Origin of the sequence: Paenibacillus paridis, from assembly GCF_006345825.1 — a bacterium.
Lineage (GTDB): Bacteria > Bacillota > Bacilli > Paenibacillales > Paenibacillaceae > Pristimantibacillus > Pristimantibacillus paridis.
In genome coordinates this window covers 1,046,314-1,068,122 of the sequence record NZ_VCIX01000092.1, presented here as the reverse complement: position 1 = coordinate 1,068,122, position 21,809 = coordinate 1,046,314, and the positions used below count along the sequence as shown (strand labels likewise).

The 21,809-nt window shown below is 48.9% G+C and carries 19 protein-coding genes and 1 other annotated feature; of the genes, 1 reads left to right on the top strand and 18 read right to left on the bottom strand.

From position 1 onward, the window contains the following. Positions 1-145: 145 nt before the first annotated feature. The 11 genes from FJQ58_RS26505 to lspA all read right to left on the bottom strand — a co-directional run bounded on the left by FJQ58_RS26505 (position 146) and on the right by lspA (position 13,959). Positions 146-1,873 carry a methyl-accepting chemotaxis protein gene (locus FJQ58_RS26505; RefSeq protein WP_139997993.1) on the bottom strand — a complete coding sequence of 576 codons (1,728 nt, stop codon included), beginning with the start codon at positions 1,871-1,873 and terminating at the stop codon, positions 146-148. Between the two features lie 186 nt (positions 1,874-2,059). Continuing rightward, positions 2,060-2,707: an orotate phosphoribosyltransferase gene (gene pyrE / locus FJQ58_RS26500; RefSeq protein ID WP_139997991.1), complete on the bottom strand. Its 648-nt coding sequence runs from the start codon at positions 2,705-2,707 to the stop codon at positions 2,060-2,062. Further along, on the bottom strand, positions 2,700-3,437 hold the full coding sequence (pyrF, locus tag FJQ58_RS26495) for an orotidine-5'-phosphate decarboxylase (RefSeq protein ID WP_202915330.1): 738 nt from the start codon (positions 3,435-3,437) through the stop codon (positions 2,700-2,702). Before pyrF ends, pyrE begins: the two co-directional genes overlap by 8 nt. Positions 3,438-3,577: 140 nt before the next feature. After that, a complete protein-coding gene (gene carB, locus FJQ58_RS26490) occupies positions 3,578-6,802 on the bottom strand; it encodes a carbamoyl-phosphate synthase large subunit (RefSeq protein WP_139997989.1) in 3,225 nt (1,074 codons plus the stop codon). Beyond that, positions 6,789-7,934: a glutamine-hydrolyzing carbamoyl-phosphate synthase small subunit gene (gene carA, locus FJQ58_RS26485; RefSeq protein WP_139997987.1), complete on the bottom strand. Its 1,146-nt coding sequence runs from the start codon at positions 7,932-7,934 to the stop codon at positions 6,789-6,791. The genes carB and carA overlap by 14 nt, the downstream gene beginning before the upstream one ends. A gap of 64 nt (positions 7,935-7,998) precedes the next feature. Continuing rightward, the gene (locus FJQ58_RS26480; RefSeq protein ID WP_139997985.1) at positions 7,999-9,285 is read right to left on the bottom strand and encodes a dihydroorotase; all 1,287 of its coding nucleotides are present in this window, start codon (positions 9,283-9,285) and stop codon (positions 7,999-8,001) included. Between the two features lie 43 nt (positions 9,286-9,328). Further along, positions 9,329-10,228, bottom strand: coding sequence for an aspartate carbamoyltransferase catalytic subunit (locus tag FJQ58_RS26475; RefSeq protein ID WP_139997983.1), 900 nt, complete (start codon positions 10,226-10,228; stop codon positions 9,329-9,331). Further along, the gene (gene pyrR / locus FJQ58_RS26470) at positions 10,225-10,800 is read right to left on the bottom strand and encodes a bifunctional pyr operon transcriptional regulator/uracil phosphoribosyltransferase PyrR (RefSeq protein ID WP_139997981.1); all 576 of its coding nucleotides are present in this window, start codon (positions 10,798-10,800) and stop codon (positions 10,225-10,227) included. Before pyrR ends, FJQ58_RS26475 begins: the two co-directional genes overlap by 4 nt. 363 nt (positions 10,801-11,163) lie before the next feature. Then, the gene (locus FJQ58_RS26465) at positions 11,164-12,399 is read right to left on the bottom strand and encodes an LL-diaminopimelate aminotransferase (RefSeq protein WP_139997979.1); all 1,236 of its coding nucleotides are present in this window, start codon (positions 12,397-12,399) and stop codon (positions 11,164-11,166) included. Positions 12,400-12,518: 119 nt separating this feature from the next. Further along, positions 12,519-13,457, bottom strand: coding sequence for an RluA family pseudouridine synthase (locus FJQ58_RS26460; RefSeq protein ID WP_139997977.1), 939 nt, complete (start codon positions 13,455-13,457; stop codon positions 12,519-12,521). Next, positions 13,438-13,959 (bottom strand): signal peptidase II, encoded by a 522-nt coding sequence (lspA, locus tag FJQ58_RS26455; protein ID WP_139997975.1) that lies wholly within the window; start codon positions 13,957-13,959, stop codon positions 13,438-13,440. Before lspA ends, FJQ58_RS26460 begins: the two co-directional genes overlap by 20 nt. Positions 13,960-14,194: 235 nt before the next feature. Here lspA and FJQ58_RS26450 point away from each other — a divergent pair, with 235 nt between their 5' ends. Beyond that, positions 14,195-14,926 (top strand): TraR/DksA C4-type zinc finger protein, encoded by a 732-nt coding sequence (locus FJQ58_RS26450; protein ID WP_139997973.1) that lies wholly within the window; start codon positions 14,195-14,197, stop codon positions 14,924-14,926. On the opposite strand, the gene FJQ58_RS26445 is transcribed toward FJQ58_RS26450, so the two are convergent. From FJQ58_RS26445 to FJQ58_RS26415, 7 genes are all read right to left on the bottom strand, one after another. Beyond that, entirely contained in the window at positions 14,927-15,205 is a 279-nt protein-coding gene (locus FJQ58_RS26445; RefSeq protein ID WP_238404439.1) for a DUF5665 domain-containing protein, read from the bottom strand. A gap of 203 nt (positions 15,206-15,408) precedes the next feature. Then, positions 15,409-18,507 (bottom strand): isoleucine--tRNA ligase, encoded by a 3,099-nt coding sequence (gene ileS, locus FJQ58_RS26440; RefSeq protein ID WP_139997969.1) that lies wholly within the window; start codon positions 18,505-18,507, stop codon positions 15,409-15,411. A gap of 48 nt (positions 18,508-18,555) precedes the next feature. Next, positions 18,556-18,862, bottom strand: a binding site (T-box leader). Positions 18,863-18,939: 77 nt separating this feature from the next. Beyond that, positions 18,940-19,440, bottom strand: a complete 501-nt coding sequence (locus tag FJQ58_RS26435; RefSeq protein ID WP_139997967.1) for a DivIVA domain-containing protein — start codon at positions 19,438-19,440, stop codon at positions 18,940-18,942. A gap of 95 nt (positions 19,441-19,535) precedes the next feature. Next, positions 19,536-20,318: a YlmH family RNA-binding protein gene (locus tag FJQ58_RS26430; protein ID WP_139997965.1), complete on the bottom strand. Its 783-nt coding sequence runs from the start codon at positions 20,316-20,318 to the stop codon at positions 19,536-19,538. 35 nt (positions 20,319-20,353) lie between these two features. Then, positions 20,354-20,626 (bottom strand): YggT family protein, encoded by a 273-nt coding sequence (locus FJQ58_RS26425; RefSeq protein WP_274382342.1) that lies wholly within the window; start codon positions 20,624-20,626, stop codon positions 20,354-20,356. 7 nt (positions 20,627-20,633) lie between these two features. Continuing rightward, positions 20,634-21,083 carry a cell division protein SepF gene (locus FJQ58_RS26420; protein WP_139997963.1) on the bottom strand — a complete coding sequence of 150 codons (450 nt, stop codon included), beginning with the start codon at positions 21,081-21,083 and terminating at the stop codon, positions 20,634-20,636. 3 nt (positions 21,084-21,086) lie between these two features. Continuing rightward, positions 21,087-21,806 (bottom strand): YggS family pyridoxal phosphate-dependent enzyme, encoded by a 720-nt coding sequence (locus tag FJQ58_RS26415; protein WP_139997961.1) that lies wholly within the window; start codon positions 21,804-21,806, stop codon positions 21,087-21,089. Between the last annotated feature and the right edge of the window lie 3 nt (positions 21,807-21,809).

Here is a 21,809-nt window from a genome sequence, read left to right as displayed (position 1 = left end):
AATTCTCATCTTACATGATAGACGTAGGACATGCTCAAAAAGTTACGTCAAATTTAAACATCTTTTTAAAACATTTGTAAGCGCAAAAAAACTGCCGGCAGACCAGGCAGTTTCATCCCGCTGACGACAGCTATTGGCAAGCTTCTTATTTCACTTTAAACTGCGAAATCGCACGGTCCAGCTCTTGAACAATCGCATCTAAATGACCGGCAGCAGACGAAATATTGTCCATCAAAGCCAGCTGCTCTTCTGTCGCAGCCGCAACGCTTTCCGTCTTCTCCAAGTTAGCAGCCGCAGTTGAAGCAGTTTGCTCCATCGAAGCGCTCACCTCTTCTGAGCTTGCAGACATTTGCTGCGTAATCGCAGAGTTTTCATGAATTTGCTCACTCATCTGGTTAATAGAAGCAACAATGATATCGAGATTTTGCCGGACGTCATTTACGCGCTCGCTGCCTCGCTCCATCTCTTCCTTCGTTTGTGCCATGTAGGCGGATGCTCCCGCAATTTCTCCGCGGGTTTCATCAACAAGCTGATGGATACCGTCCGCGGATGCAAGTGAACCCGCTGCCAATTTGCGAATCTCTCCCGCAACAACCGCAAAGCCTCTGCCTTGCTCGCCCGCCCGTGCCGCTTCAATGGATGCATTGAGCGACAATATGTTCGTTTGATTAGCGAAGCTTGTAATGCTCTCGGCAATCGTACCGATCTCCTTGGAGCGCTGCTCCAAAGTCATAATGGTAGCCGACAGCTTCACAATAACCGCCGTCACTTCACCCATTTGAGAAACTAGGCGCAGCAGCGATTCATGCCCGAGTTCGGCCTGGCGAGAGGTTGAAGTTGACTTATCAGCGATAGATGCCGTATTCTCCGCAATTCTTTGAATACCTATGGTCATCTCTTCAACAGCGCGAGAGGTCTCTTCGGCCCCTCTTGCCTGTACCTCAGAGCCATTTGCCACTTCCTGAATATTCAAAGCCACATGCTCTGTCGCTGCAGCAGATTCCTTGGAAGCCGTTGATAATTGCAGGGTCGAGCTTGTTACCTCCGCTGCATTGTCTGCAATGCCGCCAACTAGCTTCTTCATCGCCTCGATCATGTGGTCGACGGACTTCGATATGCTACCAAGCTCATCCTTGCTGTATTTTTCGTCAGGGGGAAGCGTAAGATCGCCTTCTGAGACACGTCCTGTTTTGAAAACAACGCTTTGGACGGTCCTCATGATTTGACGTATCATAAAGTAGACAAGGATAGCCAGTAGAAGACTTATTAATCCAATGCCCGTATACGTAAAGAGCTGTGTCTGATTAAGATCCTGCTCAATTTTAGCGATTGCCTGCTCCGAATAAATATCTATGCTTTGTCCAATCTCATCGATGCCTGATCGACTTTTCGTAAAACTTTCATTGATTTTATCATTTCTGAATTTTGGTGAAGCATCTCCAGCTCCTTTAATCGCTGCGGCCGACCAATAGTTAAAATTAGCTTTGAATTCAATTAAAATTTGGTCTATCGTTCTTTTGGATTCTCCCTCTGCCAGTTCCTCCAGCTTATTCTCATATAAAATAGTTTGAGCCGCTTCAATCCGATCACTTACCTGCTGAATATTATCAGCCAAATCTTTCTTTTCCGCTTCCGTCTCCGCGCCGTTCAGCGTACCCGATTCGATTTTCAAATAAGCCTGAAAAGCTTGGTACATATCACGATCGGCATTTAAGACCAGCGTATCCACCTGGTTTGATGTCATATAAATATCATGTTTCATTTCTGTAAAAACGCTACGCTGCTCCCCAAGTAAATAAAACCCTGTTCCCGCATAACAAAGCAATGGCAAAACCGCTAGCATAGCTAGTCTCTGACGCAAAGAAAATTTCATTAATAACCCCGCCCCTCAAACATAAAAAATACTTCTATCTATATTTATCGGAGAAATCGAACGATTCAACAGGTTTTATGAGAAATATTAATTTTTTTGTGTCGAATCTTTCGCTCCAAATGCACAAAAAAAGGCATGCTCTCTTGAATCAGAGAGCATACCTTTCGTCTACGCGTAATTTTACAATTACTTACCGAAGGATTGAGGATCTTGCCTCCAAGCTTGCAGGGAAGCTACATCCTCAGGAGCAACCTTGCCAAGCTCCAATGCCGTTTGAATCAAGGCGCTGTAATTCGACAACGTTGCCAGTGGAACCTGCTCCGTTTCAAACGCTTGAATCGCTGTCGCGAATTCGTAAGTAAAGATGGCAAGCACCGCCAAAACCTCAGCTCCGGCTTCACGAACGGCCAGTGCCGCTTTCAAAGAGCTTCCGCCCGTTGAGATCAAATCCTCAATAACGACTACTTTCTGGCCTGGGAGAACTCGTCCTTCGATTTGGTTTTGTTTCCCGTGGCCCTTTGCTTTGTCACGAATATAAGCCATGGGTAGATTAAGTTTCTGAGCAACCCATGCTGCGTGAGGGATACCTGCCGTAGACGTACCCGCAATGACCTCTGCATCTGGATATTGCTCGCGAATAATCGAAGCAAAGCCTTCCGCAACCAAATCACGAATGGCAGGATAGGTCATCGTCAGTCTATTGTCGCAATAAATAGGCGATTTGATGCCTGAAGTCCAAGTAAATAGATCATTTGGGCGCAAAGCGACCGCTTCGATCTCAAACAAGCTCTTAGCAATCTCGTTAGGCAATTCGGCTACTGTAAATTTACTCATGAGTAGTCATCTCCTCAATAATGGATTCTATCGATTGACGCGGGTTAGGCGCTGCTGTAATCGGACGGCCGATAACCATATAATCGGTTCCTTGCCGCAGAGCCTCGCTAGGCGTCATAATGCGGGACTGGTCATTGACATCGGATCCAGCGGGACGAATGCCTGGCGTTACTGTTTTAAAGGATGGGCCGCATAACGCTTTAATCGCTTCCACCTCTGAAGGCGAGGCTACAACCCCGTCCAGACCAGCCTTTTTCGTTAGCTCCGCGTAACGCAATACCGCCGCTTCAACCGTGCCTCCGATGCCAATCTGTTCATTCAGCGTCGCCTGGTTTGTACTCGTCAGCTGCGTAACCGCAATGACGGCTGGCTTTTGCAGACCGCTGCCCGTAAGAGCGATATCCACGCCTTCCATCGCAGCTTCCAGCATGGCGCTTCCTCCTGCCGCATGAACGTTAAACATATCCACGCCCAGCTTCGTAACGCTGCCAGCTCCACCTTTGACCGTGTTCGGAATATCATGCATTTTGACATCGAGAAAAACATAGTAGCCTCGCTCTTTCAAGCTTTGCACAAACGAAGGGCCTGCAGCATAGAACAGCTGCATTCCTACCTTCATGTAACAAGGAATGCCCTCCAGCTCCGCGATTAACCGCTCCGCCGCCGCCGCATCCGGGTAGTCCAGCGCAACCATAATGCGCCCTGCTGCTTGCTCGTTTGACAATTTCATTCGAAATCGCTCCTTTTCTCTCTGTTCATTGGCATAATAAACGGCCATACGTCTGCCCCTTGCTATTCTCGCATGACAGGATGTCAAGCGAAGAATAGCGGAGCATATCACGCTGGCCGTACTTTTAAGCTGAGATCAGCTTATTTTTTTTGAAGCAGCACCGGCATCGAGCGCGAAGAGAAATTCAACGTTTCGAGCATGACTAGCAATGCGCGAACCGTATCCAGCGATGTCATACAAACAACGCCATTCTCAACGGCTTCACGGCGAATTCGGAATCCGTCACGCTCAGGGGCTTTGCCTTTTGTCAGCGTATTGACAACAAATTGCGCTTGGCCTTCACGTACCAGATCCAGAATATTCGGCGATCCTTCGCTTAGCTTATTGACAGTCGTTACGATCAAGCCTGCTTCTTCAAGCGCTTTGGCCGTTCCGCCAGTAGCAATGATTTTGTAACCAAGATTAAAGAATCCGCGCAGCAATTCCGTTGCTTCTTCTTTGTCTTTGTCCGCTACGGTTGCGATAATCGCTCCCGATGTTGGAATTTTCATGCCTGCACCGATAAGGCCTTTGTAAAGTGCCTTCGCATATTGTACGTCACGGCCCATAACTTCGCCTGTCGACTTCATCTCAGGCGTCAAGGTCGGGTCAACGCGGCGCAGCTTAGCGAAGGAGAATACAGGTACCTTAACCGATACATACTCATCTTCTGGCCACAAGCCGTCTACATAACCTAGATCAGCAAGCTTCGTTCCAAGAATCGCTTGCGTAGCAAGGTTAGCCATTGGTATATTTGTAACTTTGCTCAAGAACGGTACGGTACGGGATGAACGCGGGTTAACCTCGATCACGTACACTTTCTCCTGATGGATAACGAACTGGATATTGACAAGTCCGATAACGTTGAGCGCTTTGGAAATGCTGATCGTAATATCAACGATTTGTTTCTTGATATCATCAGACAATGATTGCGGCGGATACACTGCAATGGAATCCCCGGAGTGAACGCCTGCGCGCTCAACATGCTCCATGATGCCTGGGATCAGGACAGTGTCGCCATCGCAAATCGCATCTACTTCTGCTTCTTTGCCAAGCATGTAACGGTCGATAAGCACCGGATGCTCAGGGTTGATTTTTACGGCAACTTCCATGTAGTTCAGAAGCTCTTCGTCCGAGTAGACAATTTCCATCGCGCGGCCGCCAAGCACGTACGAAGGGCGTACGAGTACCGGATAGCCAAGGCTTTGCGCTGTTACGACAGCATCGTCAACCGTTGTTACCGTTTTGCCATCAGGCTGAGCAATGCTCAGGCTCCGAAGCAATGCTTCGAACTTCTTGCGATCCTCAGCAGCATCAATGCTCTCAAGGCTGGAGCCAAGAATGCGCACTCCTGCTTTGGAAAGCGGCGCTGCAAGGTTGATTGCCGTTTGTCCGCCGAATTGAACGATTACGCCAATTGGATTCTCTTGCTCAATGACGTTCATTACATCCTCGAAGAACAAAGGCTCAAAGTACAATCTATCCGATGTGCTGAAATCGGTGGAAACTGTCTCCGGGTTGTTGTTGATGATAACCGCTTCGAAACCTGCTTTTTGAATCGCCCAAACCGCGTGAACAGTGGAGTAATCGAACTCGATACCTTGGCCGATACGGATCGGACCAGAGCCAAGAACGAGCACTTTCTGTTTGTCTGTTTGAGTTACTTCATTCTCAACTTCATAAGTCGAGTAGTAATACGGCGTTGAGGCTTCAAACTCCGCCGCGCAAGTATCTACCATTTTGTATACAGGCTTCAGGTTTTGCTGTACGCGAAGCGCGCGAACGTCTGCTTCCGTCGTATGGCTGCCATTAGGGAAGCCTTCGCTGCGAATTTCTGCAATCGAACGGTCGGAGAAGCCTTTACGTTTCGCTTCATAAAGCGTCTGCGCCGACAAGGTTGATTCACTGCGCATACGATCTTCAAACGCGACGATCGATTGGATTTTATCTAGGAACCACCAGTCGATATTCGTAATGTCTTGAATTTCTTGAAGCTTGTAGCCACGGCGGAAAGCTTCCGCTACAAGGAACATGCGCTCATCGTCCGGTTTCTCCAAGCGCGAGCGCAGTACAGCATCTTCTAATGAAGATGCTTCTTTCAAATGAATGCGGTGTGCGCCGATTTCAAGGGAGCGCACAGCTTTGTGGATCGACTCCTCGAACGTACGGCCAATCGCCATAACCTCGCCCGTTGCTTTCATTTGTGTGCCTAGTTTACGGTTCGCATTCACGAACTTGTCAAACGGCCAGCGTGGAATTTTCGATACGATATAATCCAGCGTAGGCTCGAAGCAAGCGTATGTTTGACCAGTAACTGGGTTAACAAGCTCATCCAAGGTGTAACCAATCGCAATTTTAGCTGCCATCTTGGCAATTGGATAGCCTGTTGCTTTGGAAGCTAGCGCCGAAGAGCGACTTACGCGCGGATTAACTTCGATAACATAATATTGATAGCTTTGGGGATCAAGCGCGAATTGTACGTTACAACCGCCTTCGATGTTCAAAGCACGAATGATTTTTAATGATGCCGAACGGAGCATTTGATACTCGCGGTCAGACAATGTTTGGCTTGGCGCTACGACAATACTGTCGCCGGTATGTACGCCAACCGGGTCAAAGTTCTCCATGTTGCAGACAACGATACAGTTGTCGTTCGCATCACGCATAACTTCGTACTCAACTTCCTTCATGCCTGCGATCGATTTTTCGATCAGGCACTGGCTGATTGGGCTGTAACGAATACCGGAAGCTACAGTCTCGCGAAGCTCTTCTTCGTTAGCGCAAATGCCGCCGCCAGTTCCGCCAAGCGTGTATGCAGGACGAACGATGATTGGATAACCAATCGTGTTGGCGAAGCTGATCGCAGCTTCTACTGTTGTTACGATATCGCTATCTGGTACCGGCTGCTCAAGCTCACGCATCAGGTCACGGAACAAATCGCGATCCTCCGCTTTCTCAATCGCAGTCAGCTGCGTTCCTAGCAGCTTAACGTTCTCGCGTTCAAGAACGCCAGCGCGCGCAAGTTCAACCGCCATGTTAAGGCCCGTTTGTCCGCCTAGCGTTGGAAGAAGACCATCCGGACGCTCCTGGCGAATGATTTGGGATACGAAATCCAACGTGATTGGCTCGATATAAACCTTATCTGCCATGTTTGTATCGGTCATGATTGTTGCAGGGTTACTATTGATAAGGACAACCTCGTAGCCCTCTTCTTTTAGAGCTTGGCAAGCCTGTGTACCTGCGTAGTCAAATTCCGCCGCTTGTCCGATGACAATTGGGCCGGAACCGATGACGAGAATTTTTTTGAGTTCATTATTTTTGGGCATACTGAAGCTCTCCTTTCAACGTCTCCGATAATACCGCTTGACGACGTTTTTGTGGGTTATTTTTCTTATGCGTGCGGATCATCTCCAGGAATTCATCGAAAAGGTAGCTGGAATCGTAAGGTCCTGGCGCTGCTTCAGGGTGATATTGAACCGAGAACGCTGGGAATGTCTTGTGCTTCAAGCCTTCGATTGTCCGGTCATTATTGTTGATATGAGTAACCGACAACGGTGTATTTTGGATAGAATCCTCAAGCACCGTGTAGCCGTGGTTCTGGGAAGTAATGTAGCAACGGTTCGTTGCCAGCTCTTTAACTGGGTGGTTGCCGCCGCGGTGGCCGAATTTCAGCTTAGTCGTTTGTGCGCCGCAAGCCAGTGCGAACAGTTGATGGCCAAGGCAAATTCCGAAGATCGGATATTCGCCAAGCAACTCAGAGATCATTTCTACGGCGTAAGGTACATCCTGCGGGTCCCCAGGGCCATTCGACAATTGAATGCCATCCGGAGCTAGGCGGCGAATCTCTTCTGCTGTTGTATTGTGAGGAACGACCACGACGTCACAGCCGCGCTTCGTTAGCTCGCGCAAAATGCCGCTCTTCGCACCAAAGTCAACAAGCACGATACGCTCGCCTTGTCCAGGGCTTGAGAATACATGCGATGTCGAAGTGCGAGCGACTTGATCCGTCATCAGCTTAGAAATGTTCAGACGCTCAGCAAGCTCTTCCACACGTTCGTTGCCTGTTGTAATAAGGCCTTTCATCGTACCGTAGTTGCGCAGCTTACGAGTAAGCATACGAGTATCGATGTCGCTAATGCCCGGAATGCCGTACTCTTTCAACAGCTGGCCGAGCGAATATTGCGCGCGCCAGTTGCTTGGCACTTCTTCATGACGGCGCACGACAAAGCCGTGAATGAATGGGCGCATCGCTTCAAAATCGTCGCGAGTGATGCCATAGTTGCCGATAAGCGGGTAAGTCATCGTCACGATTTGACCGCAGTAGGAAGGATCGGACAGAACCTCCTGGTAACCGGTAATTCCTGTATTAAATACGACCTCACCCATCATCTGTGCTTCAGCGCCGAACGAGAGGCCAGTAAATAGCGTACCATCTTCTAACAATAATCTTGCTTGCATCCGTATCACTCCTCAGGTGTTGATTCATCCTATATATAGGCTTAAGTAAGTTGTTAATCAGGTATTATTCGGACCAGACGACCGCGCCGTCAACAATGGTAGTTACCGGCCAGCCGCTAAGCTTCCAGCCGCCGAACGGTGTATTGTTGCTTTTGGAAGCGAAGGTGCTTGGGTCTACCGAACGTTCGTTATCCAGATCTACGATTGTGACATCGGCAGGAGCACCCTGCTCAAGGCGGCCAGTCGGAAGACGGAAGACGCGAGCCGGGTCAGCCGTCATGCGCTGCAGCAGGAAGCCAAGCGTCCATTTTCCGGTTTGTACAAACTTGGTGTACAAGAGCGGGAAAGCCGTCTCGAAGCCAACGATTCCGAAAGGAGCTAGCTGAACGCCGCGCGCCTTTTCTTCTGCGCTGTGCGGCGCATGATCGGTTACGACCATATCGATTGTGCCGTCCTCCAGCGCTTCGATTACCGCTTGCACGTCACGCGGCGTGCGGAGCGGCGGATTCATTTTCCAATTGGCATCATCCAGGCCTGGGATATCCTCATCGGACAGCAGCAGGTGATGCGGGCAAACCTCTGCGGTTACCTTTACGCCGATCGATTTCGCTAAGCGAATCAGACGAACCGACTGCTCCGTGCTGACGTGGCAAATATGGTAATGCACGCCTGTCGCTTCTGCGAGCAGAATATCTCTGCCGACATGGATCGCTTCCGATTCATTCGGAATCCCCTTCAGGCCATGCTTGCGGGAAAATTCGCCTTCCGAAGCCCATGCACCTTCAACCAGCGTATCGTCCTCGCAGTGTGCGATGATTGGCATATCCATCGATTGTGCCAGCGCCATCGCATTTTTCATCATTTGGGCGTTTTGCACGCCGACTCCGTCATCCGTGAAGCCAATCGCGCCGGCTTCTTTCAGAGAAGCAAAATCAGTCAGTTCACGGCCAAGCTCATTTTTGGTGATGGATGCGTAAGGAAGCACTTTAACCACACCCACCTGCTCGGCTTTGTTTGTAATGTATCGAACGGTTTCCGCTGTGTCCGTTACTGGACGCGTATTAGGCATGCAGGCGATCGTTGTGAAGCCGCCCTTGGCTGCCGAAGCAGTTCCTGTTGCAATGTCTTCTTTATATTCGAAACCAGGGTCACGCAAATGCACGTGCATGTCGATGAAGCCTGGCGATACCAGCTTGCCCTGCGCATCGATAACCTCGGCGCTGCCCGTATCCGGCGATTGTCCGCCGTCAATGACTGCTTCGATCTTACCGTTTGCGATTTGAATATGCTTGCTTTCTAGTTTGCCCGAGGTTTCGTTCCATACGTTACCGTTTATAATCCATAATGACATTGATGATTCCCCCTCCGGATTTGTTCGATCTATGCTGCTAGCGCTAGCTGAGAGCCCGTTCTACAACGGCCATTCGAATCGGAACCCCGTTCTCCATTTGCGGGAAAATGCGTGATTGCGAATGCTCTACCAGTTCATCGTCAATTTCAACATTGCGGTTAATTGGCGCAGGGTGCATGATAATCGCATGGCTGGCCAGCTTGCTTGCCCGCTCCACTGTAAGGCCGTAGTGCTCGCGGTAGCTCTCGGCAGAGCTTAGCATGCCGCTCTCATGACGCTCAAGCTGCACGCGCAGCATCATGACAACGTCTGATTTTAAAGCTTCATCTATAGATATATAATTGACATCAAGCTCAGAAGCCTGCATATTCGGTGGCGAGCAGAAGTTTACGTTGACCCCGAACTTCTGAAGCGCCCACAGATTAGACCTGGCTACACGGCTGTGAAGCACATCGCCAATAATGGACACCGTCAAGCCTTTCAGCTGACCAAAATGCTTTCTCATCGTATACATATCGAGCAGCGCTTGTGTAGGGTGCTCGTTATTGCCGTCACCAGCATTGATCAAAGGCACTTTGATTTTTGTTGCCAGCTCGGCAAGGACGCCAATGGGCTTCAATCGAATGATACCCACATCGATTCCCATTGATTCCAAGGTGCGAACCGTATCGTAGATCGACTCACCCTTCTGAACGCTCGACACCGCGGACGAGAAGTTTAGTACCTCTGTCCCGAGGCGCTTCTCTGCTACTTCGAATGAGAAACGGGTGCGCGTGCTGTTTTCAAAAAACATATTGGCCGCAAACTTGCCCTGCATCGTCGTATGAACTTTCACCGGTTGGTTTTCCCAATAAGCGGCGCGATCTAGAATAGATTCAATCTCTTCCTTGCTAAGCTCTTTTAATCCGAGCAAACTCCGTTGTTTAAGCTGTGTCATCGTCATCCGGCTTGCCCCCTCTGGTTAATGATCGTTACCTGGTCGATTTGATCAATTTCAGTTAAAGCCACTTCAATTTGCTCCTGCTTTGAGGTAGGCACGTTTTTGCCTACAAAATCAGGCCTGATCGGAAGTTCCCTATGGCCTCTATCCACGAGCACGGCAAGCTGTATGCTTTGTGGTCTGCCACAATCCATTAGCGCATCCATTGCCGCGCGAATCGTGCGACCCGTGTACAGTACGTCATCGAATAAAATAATCCGTTTGTCCTGTACCGTAAAGGGTACGCCGTCCGTATCGCCGATTGCTGCGGCAACTTCAATGTCCGCTGCAATCCCTGCTTTCCGGTCATCCCGATAGTGTGTGATATCGAGCTCGCTTACGATGACTGGCTTGCCTTCGATCTCGCCGATGCGCTCGGCAATGCGGTGAGCAAGGTAGATGCCCCGCGTCCGTATGCCGACGATTACGCAATTATCGATGCCTTTGTTCTTCTCCACGATCTCGTGAGCAATTCGCGTTAATGCACGTCGAATTGCCGTTTCATCCATGATGACTAAATGCTCTTCTTCCGTCATTTCCGCTGACTCCTTCCATAATCGCCCAAATGCCAGGTTGCGACAAAAAAAGCTCCTTGCAATAAATCGCAAGGAGCTTGTGACCGGCCATGAAGAGACAGGGTACACGCCCAAGCCGCTTCCGTCACAGAAAGCTGCTCTTTAGGCTGTCCTATTTCACTCTTCGATGTGCCTGTTATTCACGCTACCTTGCCAGCCTCTCGGGACTGAGTTAAAGGTACTGATGTATATCATAGGAATTATCCCACGTTCGACAAAAGATGTCAAGTCCAAACGAATATTTCCGCTTGTACTTAGTGTGATCCGATTCCGATTGGCTATACAAGGTAAGCGTTGTAAGCAAGTCTTCAATGATTAAAAATGTTACAGACTAAGCTTGCGAATTCTTTCCACAGCTTTTTCTGTATTTTCTCTGCTTCCGAAAGCAGTAAGTCGGAAGTAGCCTTGGCCGCTTTGGCCAAAGCCTACGCCTGGCGTTCCTACAATGTTAGCTTCTGTTAGAAGCTTGTCGAAGAAAGACCAAGAATCCATGCCATTCGGTGTTTTCAACCAAATATAAGGAGCGTTCACGCCTCCAAACACTTCAAGGCCCAGCGAGGCTAACCCATCACGGATAATCGCTGCATTTGTCATGTAATAATCAACGAGCGTTTTGATTTGTTCTTTGCCTTCGGCTGAGTAAATCGCAGCAGCCCCACGCTGTGTCACATAAGAAACGCCATTGAATTTTGTCGTGTGACGGCGATTCCACAAATCATTGATCAATACTTCGTTGCCGGAAGCATCAAGACCTTTCAGCTCACGAGGTACGACGGTATATGCGCAGCGTACGCCTGTGAAGCCTGCTGTTTTGGAGAAGCTGCGGAATTCGATGGCTACTTCGCGCGCGCCTTCGATTTCATAAATGCTGCGCGGAACATCTTCTTCTTGAATGAACGCTTCATAAGCAGAATCATAAAGAATGATGCAGTTGTTCGCTCTCGCGTAGTCAACCCATACTTTAAGCTCTTCTTTAGTAAGCGTCATGCCGGTTGGATTGTTTGGGTAGCACAAGTAAATGATATCAACCTTGCGGTCCGGCAAGCTTGGCTTGAAGTCATTCTCGGCTGTGCACTCCAAGTAAGCAATATTCTCATAACGCTTTGTTTCTTGGTTGTATTTGCCCGAGCGTCCCGCCATTACGTTCGTATCGACATAAACCGGATACACGGGATCTTGTACGGCTACAATGCTGTTTTCACTGAAAATTTCTTGAATGTTGCCGACATCGCATTTGGATCCGTCGCTCACGAATACTTCATTCGTGGCAATGTCAATGCCGCGTGATTTATAATCATTTTCGATAATCGCATTAATCAAGAAATCATATCCTTGTTCCGGGCCATAGCCGCGGAAAGAACCGGGAGCTGCAAGCTCATCTACTGCACTGTGCATAGCGTTTAATACCGCATCTGGCAAACCGCGTGTAACGTCGCCAATACCCAAACTGATAATTTCAGCATTCGGATTGTCTTGAATAAATTTTGTGCGGCGCTTGGCAATTTCAGAGAACAAGTAGCTGCCTTGCAGCTCCAAGTAATTTTGATTAATGGATGTCATTTCATGTCACCTATCCTTATTTTCTCATTGATTTCTGTTGTTATTGTTAGAATAACTTACTTCTCAGCTCGAAATAATGAATAAAGTGGTGAAAAGTTTGCACTTTTGGACGTTTCACATTATCTGGAACGCAGATTGCTTAACACAAATTCAAAGTCAGCGGGCAAAGGCATTTCAAACTCCAATCGTTCCCCGCTGCGCGGATGCGTAAAGCCAAGCAGCGTTGCATGCAAAGCTTGTCCTTTCAGTGCAACGGTCTTGTTTCTTCCATAAACGGGGTCGCCGGCAAGCGGATGCCCGATATATTTCATATGCACGCGAATTTGGTGAGTTCGGCCCGTTTCCAGCTGAAGCTCCACTACCGTGTAATCTCCCAAACGCTCCAGCACATGGAAATGGGTTACTGCATGCCTGCTGTTTCGTTCCGTTACCGTAAACAGCTTGCGGTCATTCTGGTCACGTCCGATCGGCGCGTCGATGGTACCTTGATCATGCGGCAAATTGCCATGCACCAAAGCGATATATTTACGGGTAACCGTATGGTCCTTAAGCTGCTCCGCCAAAGAAACATGTGCGAGATCGTTTTTCGCTGCCATCAGCAATCCGGTTGTATCCTTGTCTATACGATGTACAATCCCCGGGCGGATCATGCCGTTGATGCCTGACAGATCCTTGCAATGATACATTAGCGCATTAACTAGTGTTCCCGATGAATGTCCAGGCGCTGGGTGAACGACCATGCCGCGTTTTTTGTTAATGACGATCAAATCCGAATCCTCGTAAATCACTTCCAGCGGAATGTTCTCAGGAACGATTGCGGCTTCCTCCGGCTCCGGAATGTGCAGCACAACTTTGTTGCCCTCGGCAATTTTCACATTTGCTTTCGCAACCTTGCCGTCTACCAGAACGGCTCCAGCCTTGATCCATTCCTGTACTTGCGTTCTTGACACACCTTGTTCATCCATGCTGTCGGTTACAAACTTATCTACTCGCTCGCCGGCTTGCTCCGCTTCTGCGATCCATTCGAGCGGTTCTTCATTATATAGGCTGTTGCTCATGATTGTTTTGATCCTTGTCCTCTCCATTTTGCGAACGTTTTTTGTCTTCTTTAGCTGATAATAGCGTGTCAATTAAAATTAAAGCGACGCCGCAAACGATTCCCGAATCCGCAATGTTGAAAATCGGAAATTCATAGCTGCCAAAATTAAATTGCAGGAAATCCGTAACCTCGCCAAAGCGAGCACGGTCCAAAAAGTTCCCGATCGCCCCGCCAAGCACAAGGCCTAGCCCTACAAGAAGCCATGGCTTTGCAGATTTGCGCATCATCTGTATGTACCAAATAATGCCTGAGACAATAACCAAGGTAATAATGATGAAAAACAAGCGCTGCTCCTGCAAAATGCCAAATGCTGCTCCACGGTTGCGGTGCGAAGTAATCAGAAAGAAATTACCGATAACGCTAATTTGCTCCGCAATGACTAGTTTGGATTCAATTAATCTTTTTGTTGCAAAATCAAGAATAAAAACCAATACCGCGATCCAGTAATAATAAAAACGCATGTGATCACTCCTATTTTTTGGTGAAGCCACGTTTCACGACACCCATGACAGCAGCTCAATCGAGCCTCATAATCACGCTTGTCCCTATTATTCCAATCAATTGTAGCATATTGAACCAAAAGAGAGCCAGCATCGGCGAATAAAGGCCTGTCTTCCATTCAAGTCCATACTGAAAAGCCGGCTTTCGGTTAAGCTAATACAGCAATTATGTTTCCTTTTAAGGAGGGTGCTCTAAATGACAACCCCATCATCAGCTCATGTCATGCTGCTTCAAAGCAGACTGCTCGATGAGCAGCGCGAAATCGAACATCGCCTATCCGACGAAGACCATTATGGGCTTTCACAATCTTTGCGGGACAACACCGGCGAGCTAACCTCGATTGATAACCATCCCGGCGATACGGCAACCGAGCTTTATGAGCGTGAGAAGGATATCGCGCTGCTGGAACAAGAGGAGCTTCATTTAAGGCGGATTGACGCCGCTTTAGAAGCCATTGCAAATGGCACGTATGGGATATGTGCAACCTGCAATGAGCCGATTCCGCTTGAGCGGCTGGATGCTGTTCCAGACACGCTTCATTGCATCGAGCACGCTCCCCGTCAGCATGTGTCGCTGCGCAGGCCCGTAGAAGAATTGCTGCTTGATCCTCCATTTGGCCGAACCAGCATGGACGAGCAGGATTCTTATAACGGCTTTGACGGAGAGGATGCCTGGCAAATTGTCGAGCAATGGGGCAATGCCGATTCACCTGCTATGTCTGAAAATCGCGATGTCGCTGATTATGAGCATGTAGGTATCGATGCCTTTGAGCATGACGGTTTTGTTGAGTCCATTGAAAGCTTTTTGGCGACTGACATTACAGGCCGACATGTGTCCGTTATTCGAAACCGCGAATATCAGCATTACTTAGAAGCAGGCGAAGGCGATCACGGACTGGAAAACGATGAGCAGAACGAAAACGAATAATTAGTACGTTTTCCCTTCCAGCTGTATTTGAACAATGCGGACGATATCTGCAATATAATCGCCAATAATAGGAAGATTTAGAGCGCCAAGTATCTTTAGCACGTAAAGGATAGTCGCAGCAAAAAAAGTAAAACCGATGGCAATGCCGACGCCTCTGGCCGTACCAGCGAGCAGATTTCTCCATATCAACGCTCGCGGCCTATTCAATAAGTCAACATATTCGGCCATCTGCGAGCGTTCCATATCGGCGGCGATCGTTTGCAACCGTCTATCAAGCATGTTTAACGAAGTATGTAGCTCGTTCAAATTTTTCGGCTGTTCCGGGTTATTTGGTTTCATACGAGGCATCCCCTTTGTCAAACAATAAAACGAGGCCCCTTTCCTCCTGCTGCTTGCGCCATGTGACCGTTTGGTCGCGGGCTGCAGCAGCCGGCAGGCGACGGCCTCGTTTTTCGCTTGTTATTCTACTCTATACTATATCCTTAACCGCGGATGAAAATCCCTATTTCCTTACTGCCGAGGGTTACTTTCTCCATCTCAGCCACTGCCTCGTAAGTGACGCTTTGAACGAGCACATTGTCGTAGAGCACTTCAGTGAACGCTTCAAGCGCATCCTTAAGCTCAGTGTCCACGTCAAGGACAAGATCAATCCTCTTCTCAATAGCAAGGTCAAGCTTTTTACGCGTATCCTGTACGGCACGGATTACTTCACGCACCCAGCCCTCTTGCTCTAGCTCAGGCGTAATATCCGTATTCAGGGCTACGGTCACGCCATTTCCGGATGCGGATGCAAAGCCGGATTTCGCTTGTTTTTCGACTAGAAGCTCTTCTACGGAGATCGCAAGCTGCTCGCCCTCCACGCTTGTAAAGGCGAAGCTTCCGCCGTTTACGATATCGCGAGTTTGATCAGCGTTCAGGCCTTTAAGCTGGCCTTGGATAGCCCCGACGTTTTTGCCGTATTTTTTGCCTGCAACCTTAAGATTCAGCTTTAAAGTAAAGTCGACAAAGCCGCTGTCCGAATGTTGTACCGTAATGGATTTTACGTTGATTTCATCCTTTACGATATCCTCGTAGTCCGCCACATGAAACTCACGGTCAAGAGATACGATAAGCTCCGAAAGAGGCTGCCGAGTTTTGATGCCTGTTTCGTTGCGGACATTGCGTGCCAGCTCGACGATCTGTTTGGCGCTCTCCATGTCCAGCTCCAGCGTTTCATCGATTGCCGCCTCATCCGCTTTCGGATAATCTGCGAGATGAACGCTGCCTGTTCCGCCAAGATTGCCGTAAACATCTTCAGCCAGAAGCGGTGCATAAGGCGCAATTAGACGCGAGAGCGTCAGCAGAACGCTGCGCAGCGTTTGATAAGCTGCAAGCTTATCCTCTGACAGCCCGCTTCCCCAGAAGCGGTCACGCGAGCGGCGAATATACCAGTTGCTTAGCTCATCAACGAACAGCTCGATGGATTTGGCAGGGTTAAGGAAGTCGTTGACCTCGAGCCCTTTATTCACCGTATTGATTAAGCTGTTCAAGCGTGAAATGATCCAGCGGTCCAGCTTATTGTCCGATTTCTTCTCTTCATGCGCCTTATAATCGTAACCGTCAATGGAAGCATACAATGCGAAAAATGCATGCGTGTTAACGATCGTATCAATGACCTTGGATTTTGCTTCGCCAACGATGCCGCGCGAGAAGCGTTTGCTGTTCCAAGGAGCGCTATCTGCTAGCAAAGCCCAGCGGAACGCGTCTGTTCCGTATTCATTGATGATTTCCCAAGGATCGATAACGTTCCCTTTGGATTTGGACATCTTTTGCCCGTTTTCATCCAAAATATGGCCAGTTGAGATGACCGCTTTGTATGGTGCTTTGCCATTGTATAGAGTTGAGACAGCCAGCAAGCTGTAGAACCAGCCGCGCGTTTGGTCGATTCCTTCGCAGATGATGTCCGCTGGGTATTGATCGGCAAATTGCTTCTCGTTCTCAAATGGATGATGGTGCTGTGCAAACGGCATCGAGCCACTATCGAACCAGACATCGATAACTTCAGGCGTACGGGTCATTTCCGCTCCCTCAGCAAATGGCGATTTGAGCTTGATTCCATCCACGTAAGGCTTATGAAGCTCGATATCCTCCGGTACATCGCCGATAGCCATCGCACGAAGATCGGCAATGCTGCTTGGCGAATACTCCTTGCCAGTCACATCGCATACCCAAACGTTCAGCGGCGTTCCCCAGTAACGATTCCGGCTGATGTTCCAATCAACCAGATCCTCCAGGAACTTGCCGAACCGGCCTTCGCGGATATGGCCCGGATACCAATCAACGGTATTATTGTTCGCGATCAATTGATCCTTCACCGCTGTCGTTTTAATAAACCAGCTTTCCATTGCGTAATAGATCAATGGCGATTTGCAGCGCCAGCAGAACGGATAGCTATGCTCGTAACGTTCCTTGGAGTAAAGCAAGCCGCGTTCGCTCAAGTTTTTCACGATATCGATATCAAGCTCGCTGTCTTTGACGAAACGCCCGGCAAAATCAGTTACATCTGCAACGTAGCGGCCTGCCAAATCAACGACGCTCAGCATGCTGATGCCGTTCTCGCGCGCAACACGGTAGTCATCCTCGCCGTGAGCCGGAGCGATATGAACGATACCGGTACCGCTTGTGTCGCTAACGAAATCACCGGCAATAACGATATGGCCTTTATCGATCGCTACATAATGAAATGGCGCTTCATAGCTAAGTCCAACGAGCTCAGCACCTTTTATGACCGAAAGCACTTCGTACTCATCCTTCAATACCTTCTCCGCTAAGTTTTGAGCAACGATATATACTTCGCCGTTCTTAGCCGCGCGAACGTAATCCAGTTCCGGATTGACAGCAAGCGCTACGTTCGCCGGCAGCGTCCAAGGCGTTGTCGTCCAAGCCAGTACGAACTCGCCTGAATCGATTAGCTTGAATTTTGCAGTGGCGCTCAAATCTTTAACATCCTCATAGCCCTGAGCAACCTCATGGGAGCTGAGTGTCGTTTGGCAATCCGGGCAGTATGGGCTAACGCGATGGCCGCGGTACAACAACCCTTTGCCATGAATCGTCGATAAAATATGCCATACGCTTTCGATGTACTCATTTTTCAAGGTGATATATGGATTGTCTAAATCGGTCCAATAAGCAATGCCTTCAGTCAGCTCGCGCCATTGCTTCTCATATTCAAATACGCTTGCCTTACATTTTTTGACGAATTTCTCTACGCCATATTCTTCGATCTCTTGCTTGCCGGAAATCCCGAGCTGCTTCTCTACGCCCAGCTCGACCGGCAAGCCATGCGTATCCCAGCCCGCTTTACGGATGACGCGATAGCCTGCCATTGTTTTGTAGCGGCAAATAAAATCCTTTATTACGCGGCCAAGCACGTGACCGATATGCGGAGCACCGTTAGCGGTAGGCGGCCCTTCATAAAAGACGAAATTGGGTTGGCCTTCCCGGTTTTCGATTGATTTCTTGAATGTCTCTTCCGTTTTCCATTTCTCAAGCACACGCAGCTCACGAGAGCGTGCACGTTCCTTTACGTCTACGCGTTGCATCAGTTCAGCCTCCTATTTTTTAAACAAAAATAAAGCCTCATCCCTATGAGAAGGGACGAGGCTTAGTCGCGTTACCACCCTTGTTCCGCACATGCTTCAGCCATACAAAGTAAGCTTGAAGCCGAAGACAGTCAGCTCAAGCCGAGCTGTGCTTCATGCGGCACCTTAGTCGCGAACGATTCGTTCGCGTTCCCTGTAACGGGGGACGGCCGTCAGCGCTTATTGCTGCATTTGCAGGTTCGGCGCCGCTTCTCAGAGAGGATATTTCGCAATGGTTCACACACCGGGCTTTCAGCTGCCGCCGGCTCTCTGAGGAGTGAACGTAAAGCGTACTTGTTCTCATCAACGAAGTTTGGATCATCAATTCATTATCCTAGTTATAGCTTACCGACAGGCCAAATGTCAAATGGCATTTCGCCTAAATCTTAAACATTAGCCTCTCGTTAGCTCATGCTCGGAGGATCTGGAAGCCTGCGGCTCCAACGTATCCCAGCCGTCAACCGTTAGCAGTTCAAGCTGCGCCTCGACTAGTGTACGGAAACGTGCCCGATAGACCGAGGCTTGCTTCTTAAGCTCTTCGACCTCAAGCGATACTTTGCGGGATTTCGCCAGTGAATCATTAATAATGCGGTCAGCATTTTTCTCCGACTCTTTAATGATCAGCTGCGCTTCCTTCTTCGCATTGCTTCTTACCTCATCGGCAGCTTCCTGTGCGACGATGATCGTTTTGCTAAGCGTTTCTTCGATATTCGTAAAATGATTCAATCTCTCTTGCAGGCCCAGCACTTGATTTTGCATCTCTTTATTTTCACGAATGAGCGATTCGTAGTCTTTGATTACTTGATCGAGAAATTCGTTAACTTCATCCTCGTCATAGCCGCGCAGTCTCCGGCCGAATTCTTTGTTATGTATGTCCAATGGCGATAACGGCATTGGCGCACCTCCTCATGGTATTTGTGACTCTGGCAACCGGAAATACTATTTGTTGTGAACATTTTCGACAACCGCAGTGAAATTCCTGCATTCACTCAAATAAATTTGCCGACCTTTACTCGGATTCTGCCTTTTTTTGTCACTCCGTCCATCTCTAGTACTTTAAACCGGCCCAGTCCCTTAAAGGACACCACATCGCCCTCGCGAAGCTGCTTCGAAGGGTCCTCCTCCGATTTCCAGTTTACTCTGCATCTGCCAGCCCTGATCGGGTCCACTATTTTGGACCGGCTGATCCGGTATACGTCGCTAGCGATACCGTCCAATCGCATGGAAGCGACCGACAAGTTCATCTCCTCCAGCTTCGGAACGACCGTCTTAAGCTCATGAAGAGGAATAACGTCGGTTAGAACGCTGATTCGATGGACCTGCCTTAGATGGATATTTAAGTAGTCGGCAATTTCATCCATGACGACAATATGGCAAAAATGTTCATGAACATGTATGTCACCAATTCGGTCACGCTTAATGCCAAGTCCGAGCAAGGCACCCAAAAAGTCACCATGGTCCAGTTCAAGCTGGGCTTGTCCTGGCCCGTTTACCACAAGAACGGAAATGCCCGCTGCCTCGTCATCGAGATGACGGTATTCCGGCCCAATGATCGCACGGCAGCGTTCAGCTTGCTCATATCCGCCATCCAGACGAATGCTGACATCCGGATTGCGATTAGCCAGAATCGTCAATATTTGAGCTTGTCTTGGGTCTAAAAAATCGGTCCGCTTCAGCTCATGCTGCTGTGCGGACCGCTCTATCCATTCCTCTGCCCGATCTACGAAAGACTTCTCATCGGGGTGAAAATGATCATATATGCCTTGTTTCATACGATCTCATTCCTTTATTTAAATCAGTCATTCCATTACGGGATCAAAAATTCAATAACCGCAACCAGGCCCATCGCCACGAAACGCAAAGCGAAAAGTGCGATAATCGGGGAAAGATCAAGCATTCCGCCAATCGGGGGAATGAATCTTCTGAAAATGCCGAGATACGGCTCGACCATTTTGCCTAGAAAAACGCCAATAAAGCTTTCTCTGGCATTCGGCAGCCATGACAGCAGCACGTAACCAATAATCATAAAGCTGTAAATACTTTGCAGTGTACCAATTACATCTCCCACACTATTAAACAACTCAAGGTCACCTCATTTTGTTGTAGTCGTTCTCCTCCGCCAGCATTTCCGTTATAGCGCCTTGAATTTCCACTGAATCCGGCGTGCATAGAAAAATATTAGGACCAAGCTTAGAGATGCTCCCGCTTAAAGCGTACACTGTACCGCTCAGGAAATCAACAATGCGAACGGCGAGATCGCTCCGGACGCGCTGCAGATTAACGATGACGGCACGACGCGAGCGCAGATGATCGGCAATTTCTTGCGCTTCGTCATACGAACGAGGCTCACTAAGCACAACTCGTACATTTTTCTGCGAATGGATGCTGACGACGTTATTGCTCTTTGTAGTCTTACGTGCTTCGAACGGTGTGGTTTCAGCTTCTTGTTCTTCCTGCTGTACAACACGCTCTCTCTCTACAACTTCCTCTTCGTCCTGCAGACCAAGAAAGCTCATAAATCGGTTCATGACACTCATCCTTTATTCCTCCTCTTTCCCAACTAGTATCGTGCCAAGACGAATCCAAGTGGCTCCTTCTTCAATCGCGACCTCAAAGTCATTCGACATTCCCATAGACAAATGGGTGATCGTGCTAGTATGGTTCGATTGCCGCTGAAGCTCATCGCGCCATGCGCGCAATGCTCGAAACACGGGCCTTGTTTGCTCCGGTTCGGCCTCATAAGGCGCCATAGTCATCAAGCCAATGGGCTTAATCGACTGAAACCGCTTCAGCTGTTCCACAAACGGAACCAGGTCCTCTGGCTCCAAGCCTTGCTTCGAATCCTCGCCCGATACGTTAACTTGAATAAAGCAAGGAACGACAATACCAAGCTGAGAGGCCTTCTTGTCGATGGCTTCGGCAAGCGATAGCCTGTCCAACGAATGCATGTATGTAAACTTCCCAATGACGTCCTTCACTTTATTCGTTTGCAATGAACCGATGAAATGCCAGATGGGCTGATCGTCAGGCACGCCGATAGGATTGCCGCTAATGGCCTCCCATTTAGCCTGTGCATCCTGCCAACGGTTCTCGCCTAGATGCCGGTAGCCATGTCCTAGCGCTTCCTTTGTTGTGTCCAAAGACACATATTTGGTCACTGCGATAATTTGAACCTCATCCCTGCTGCGTCCTGAACGCTCACAAGCTTGTCTAATCCGCTCTTCTACGAGCCTTATTCTATCCTCAAATGCAGATGACATGCT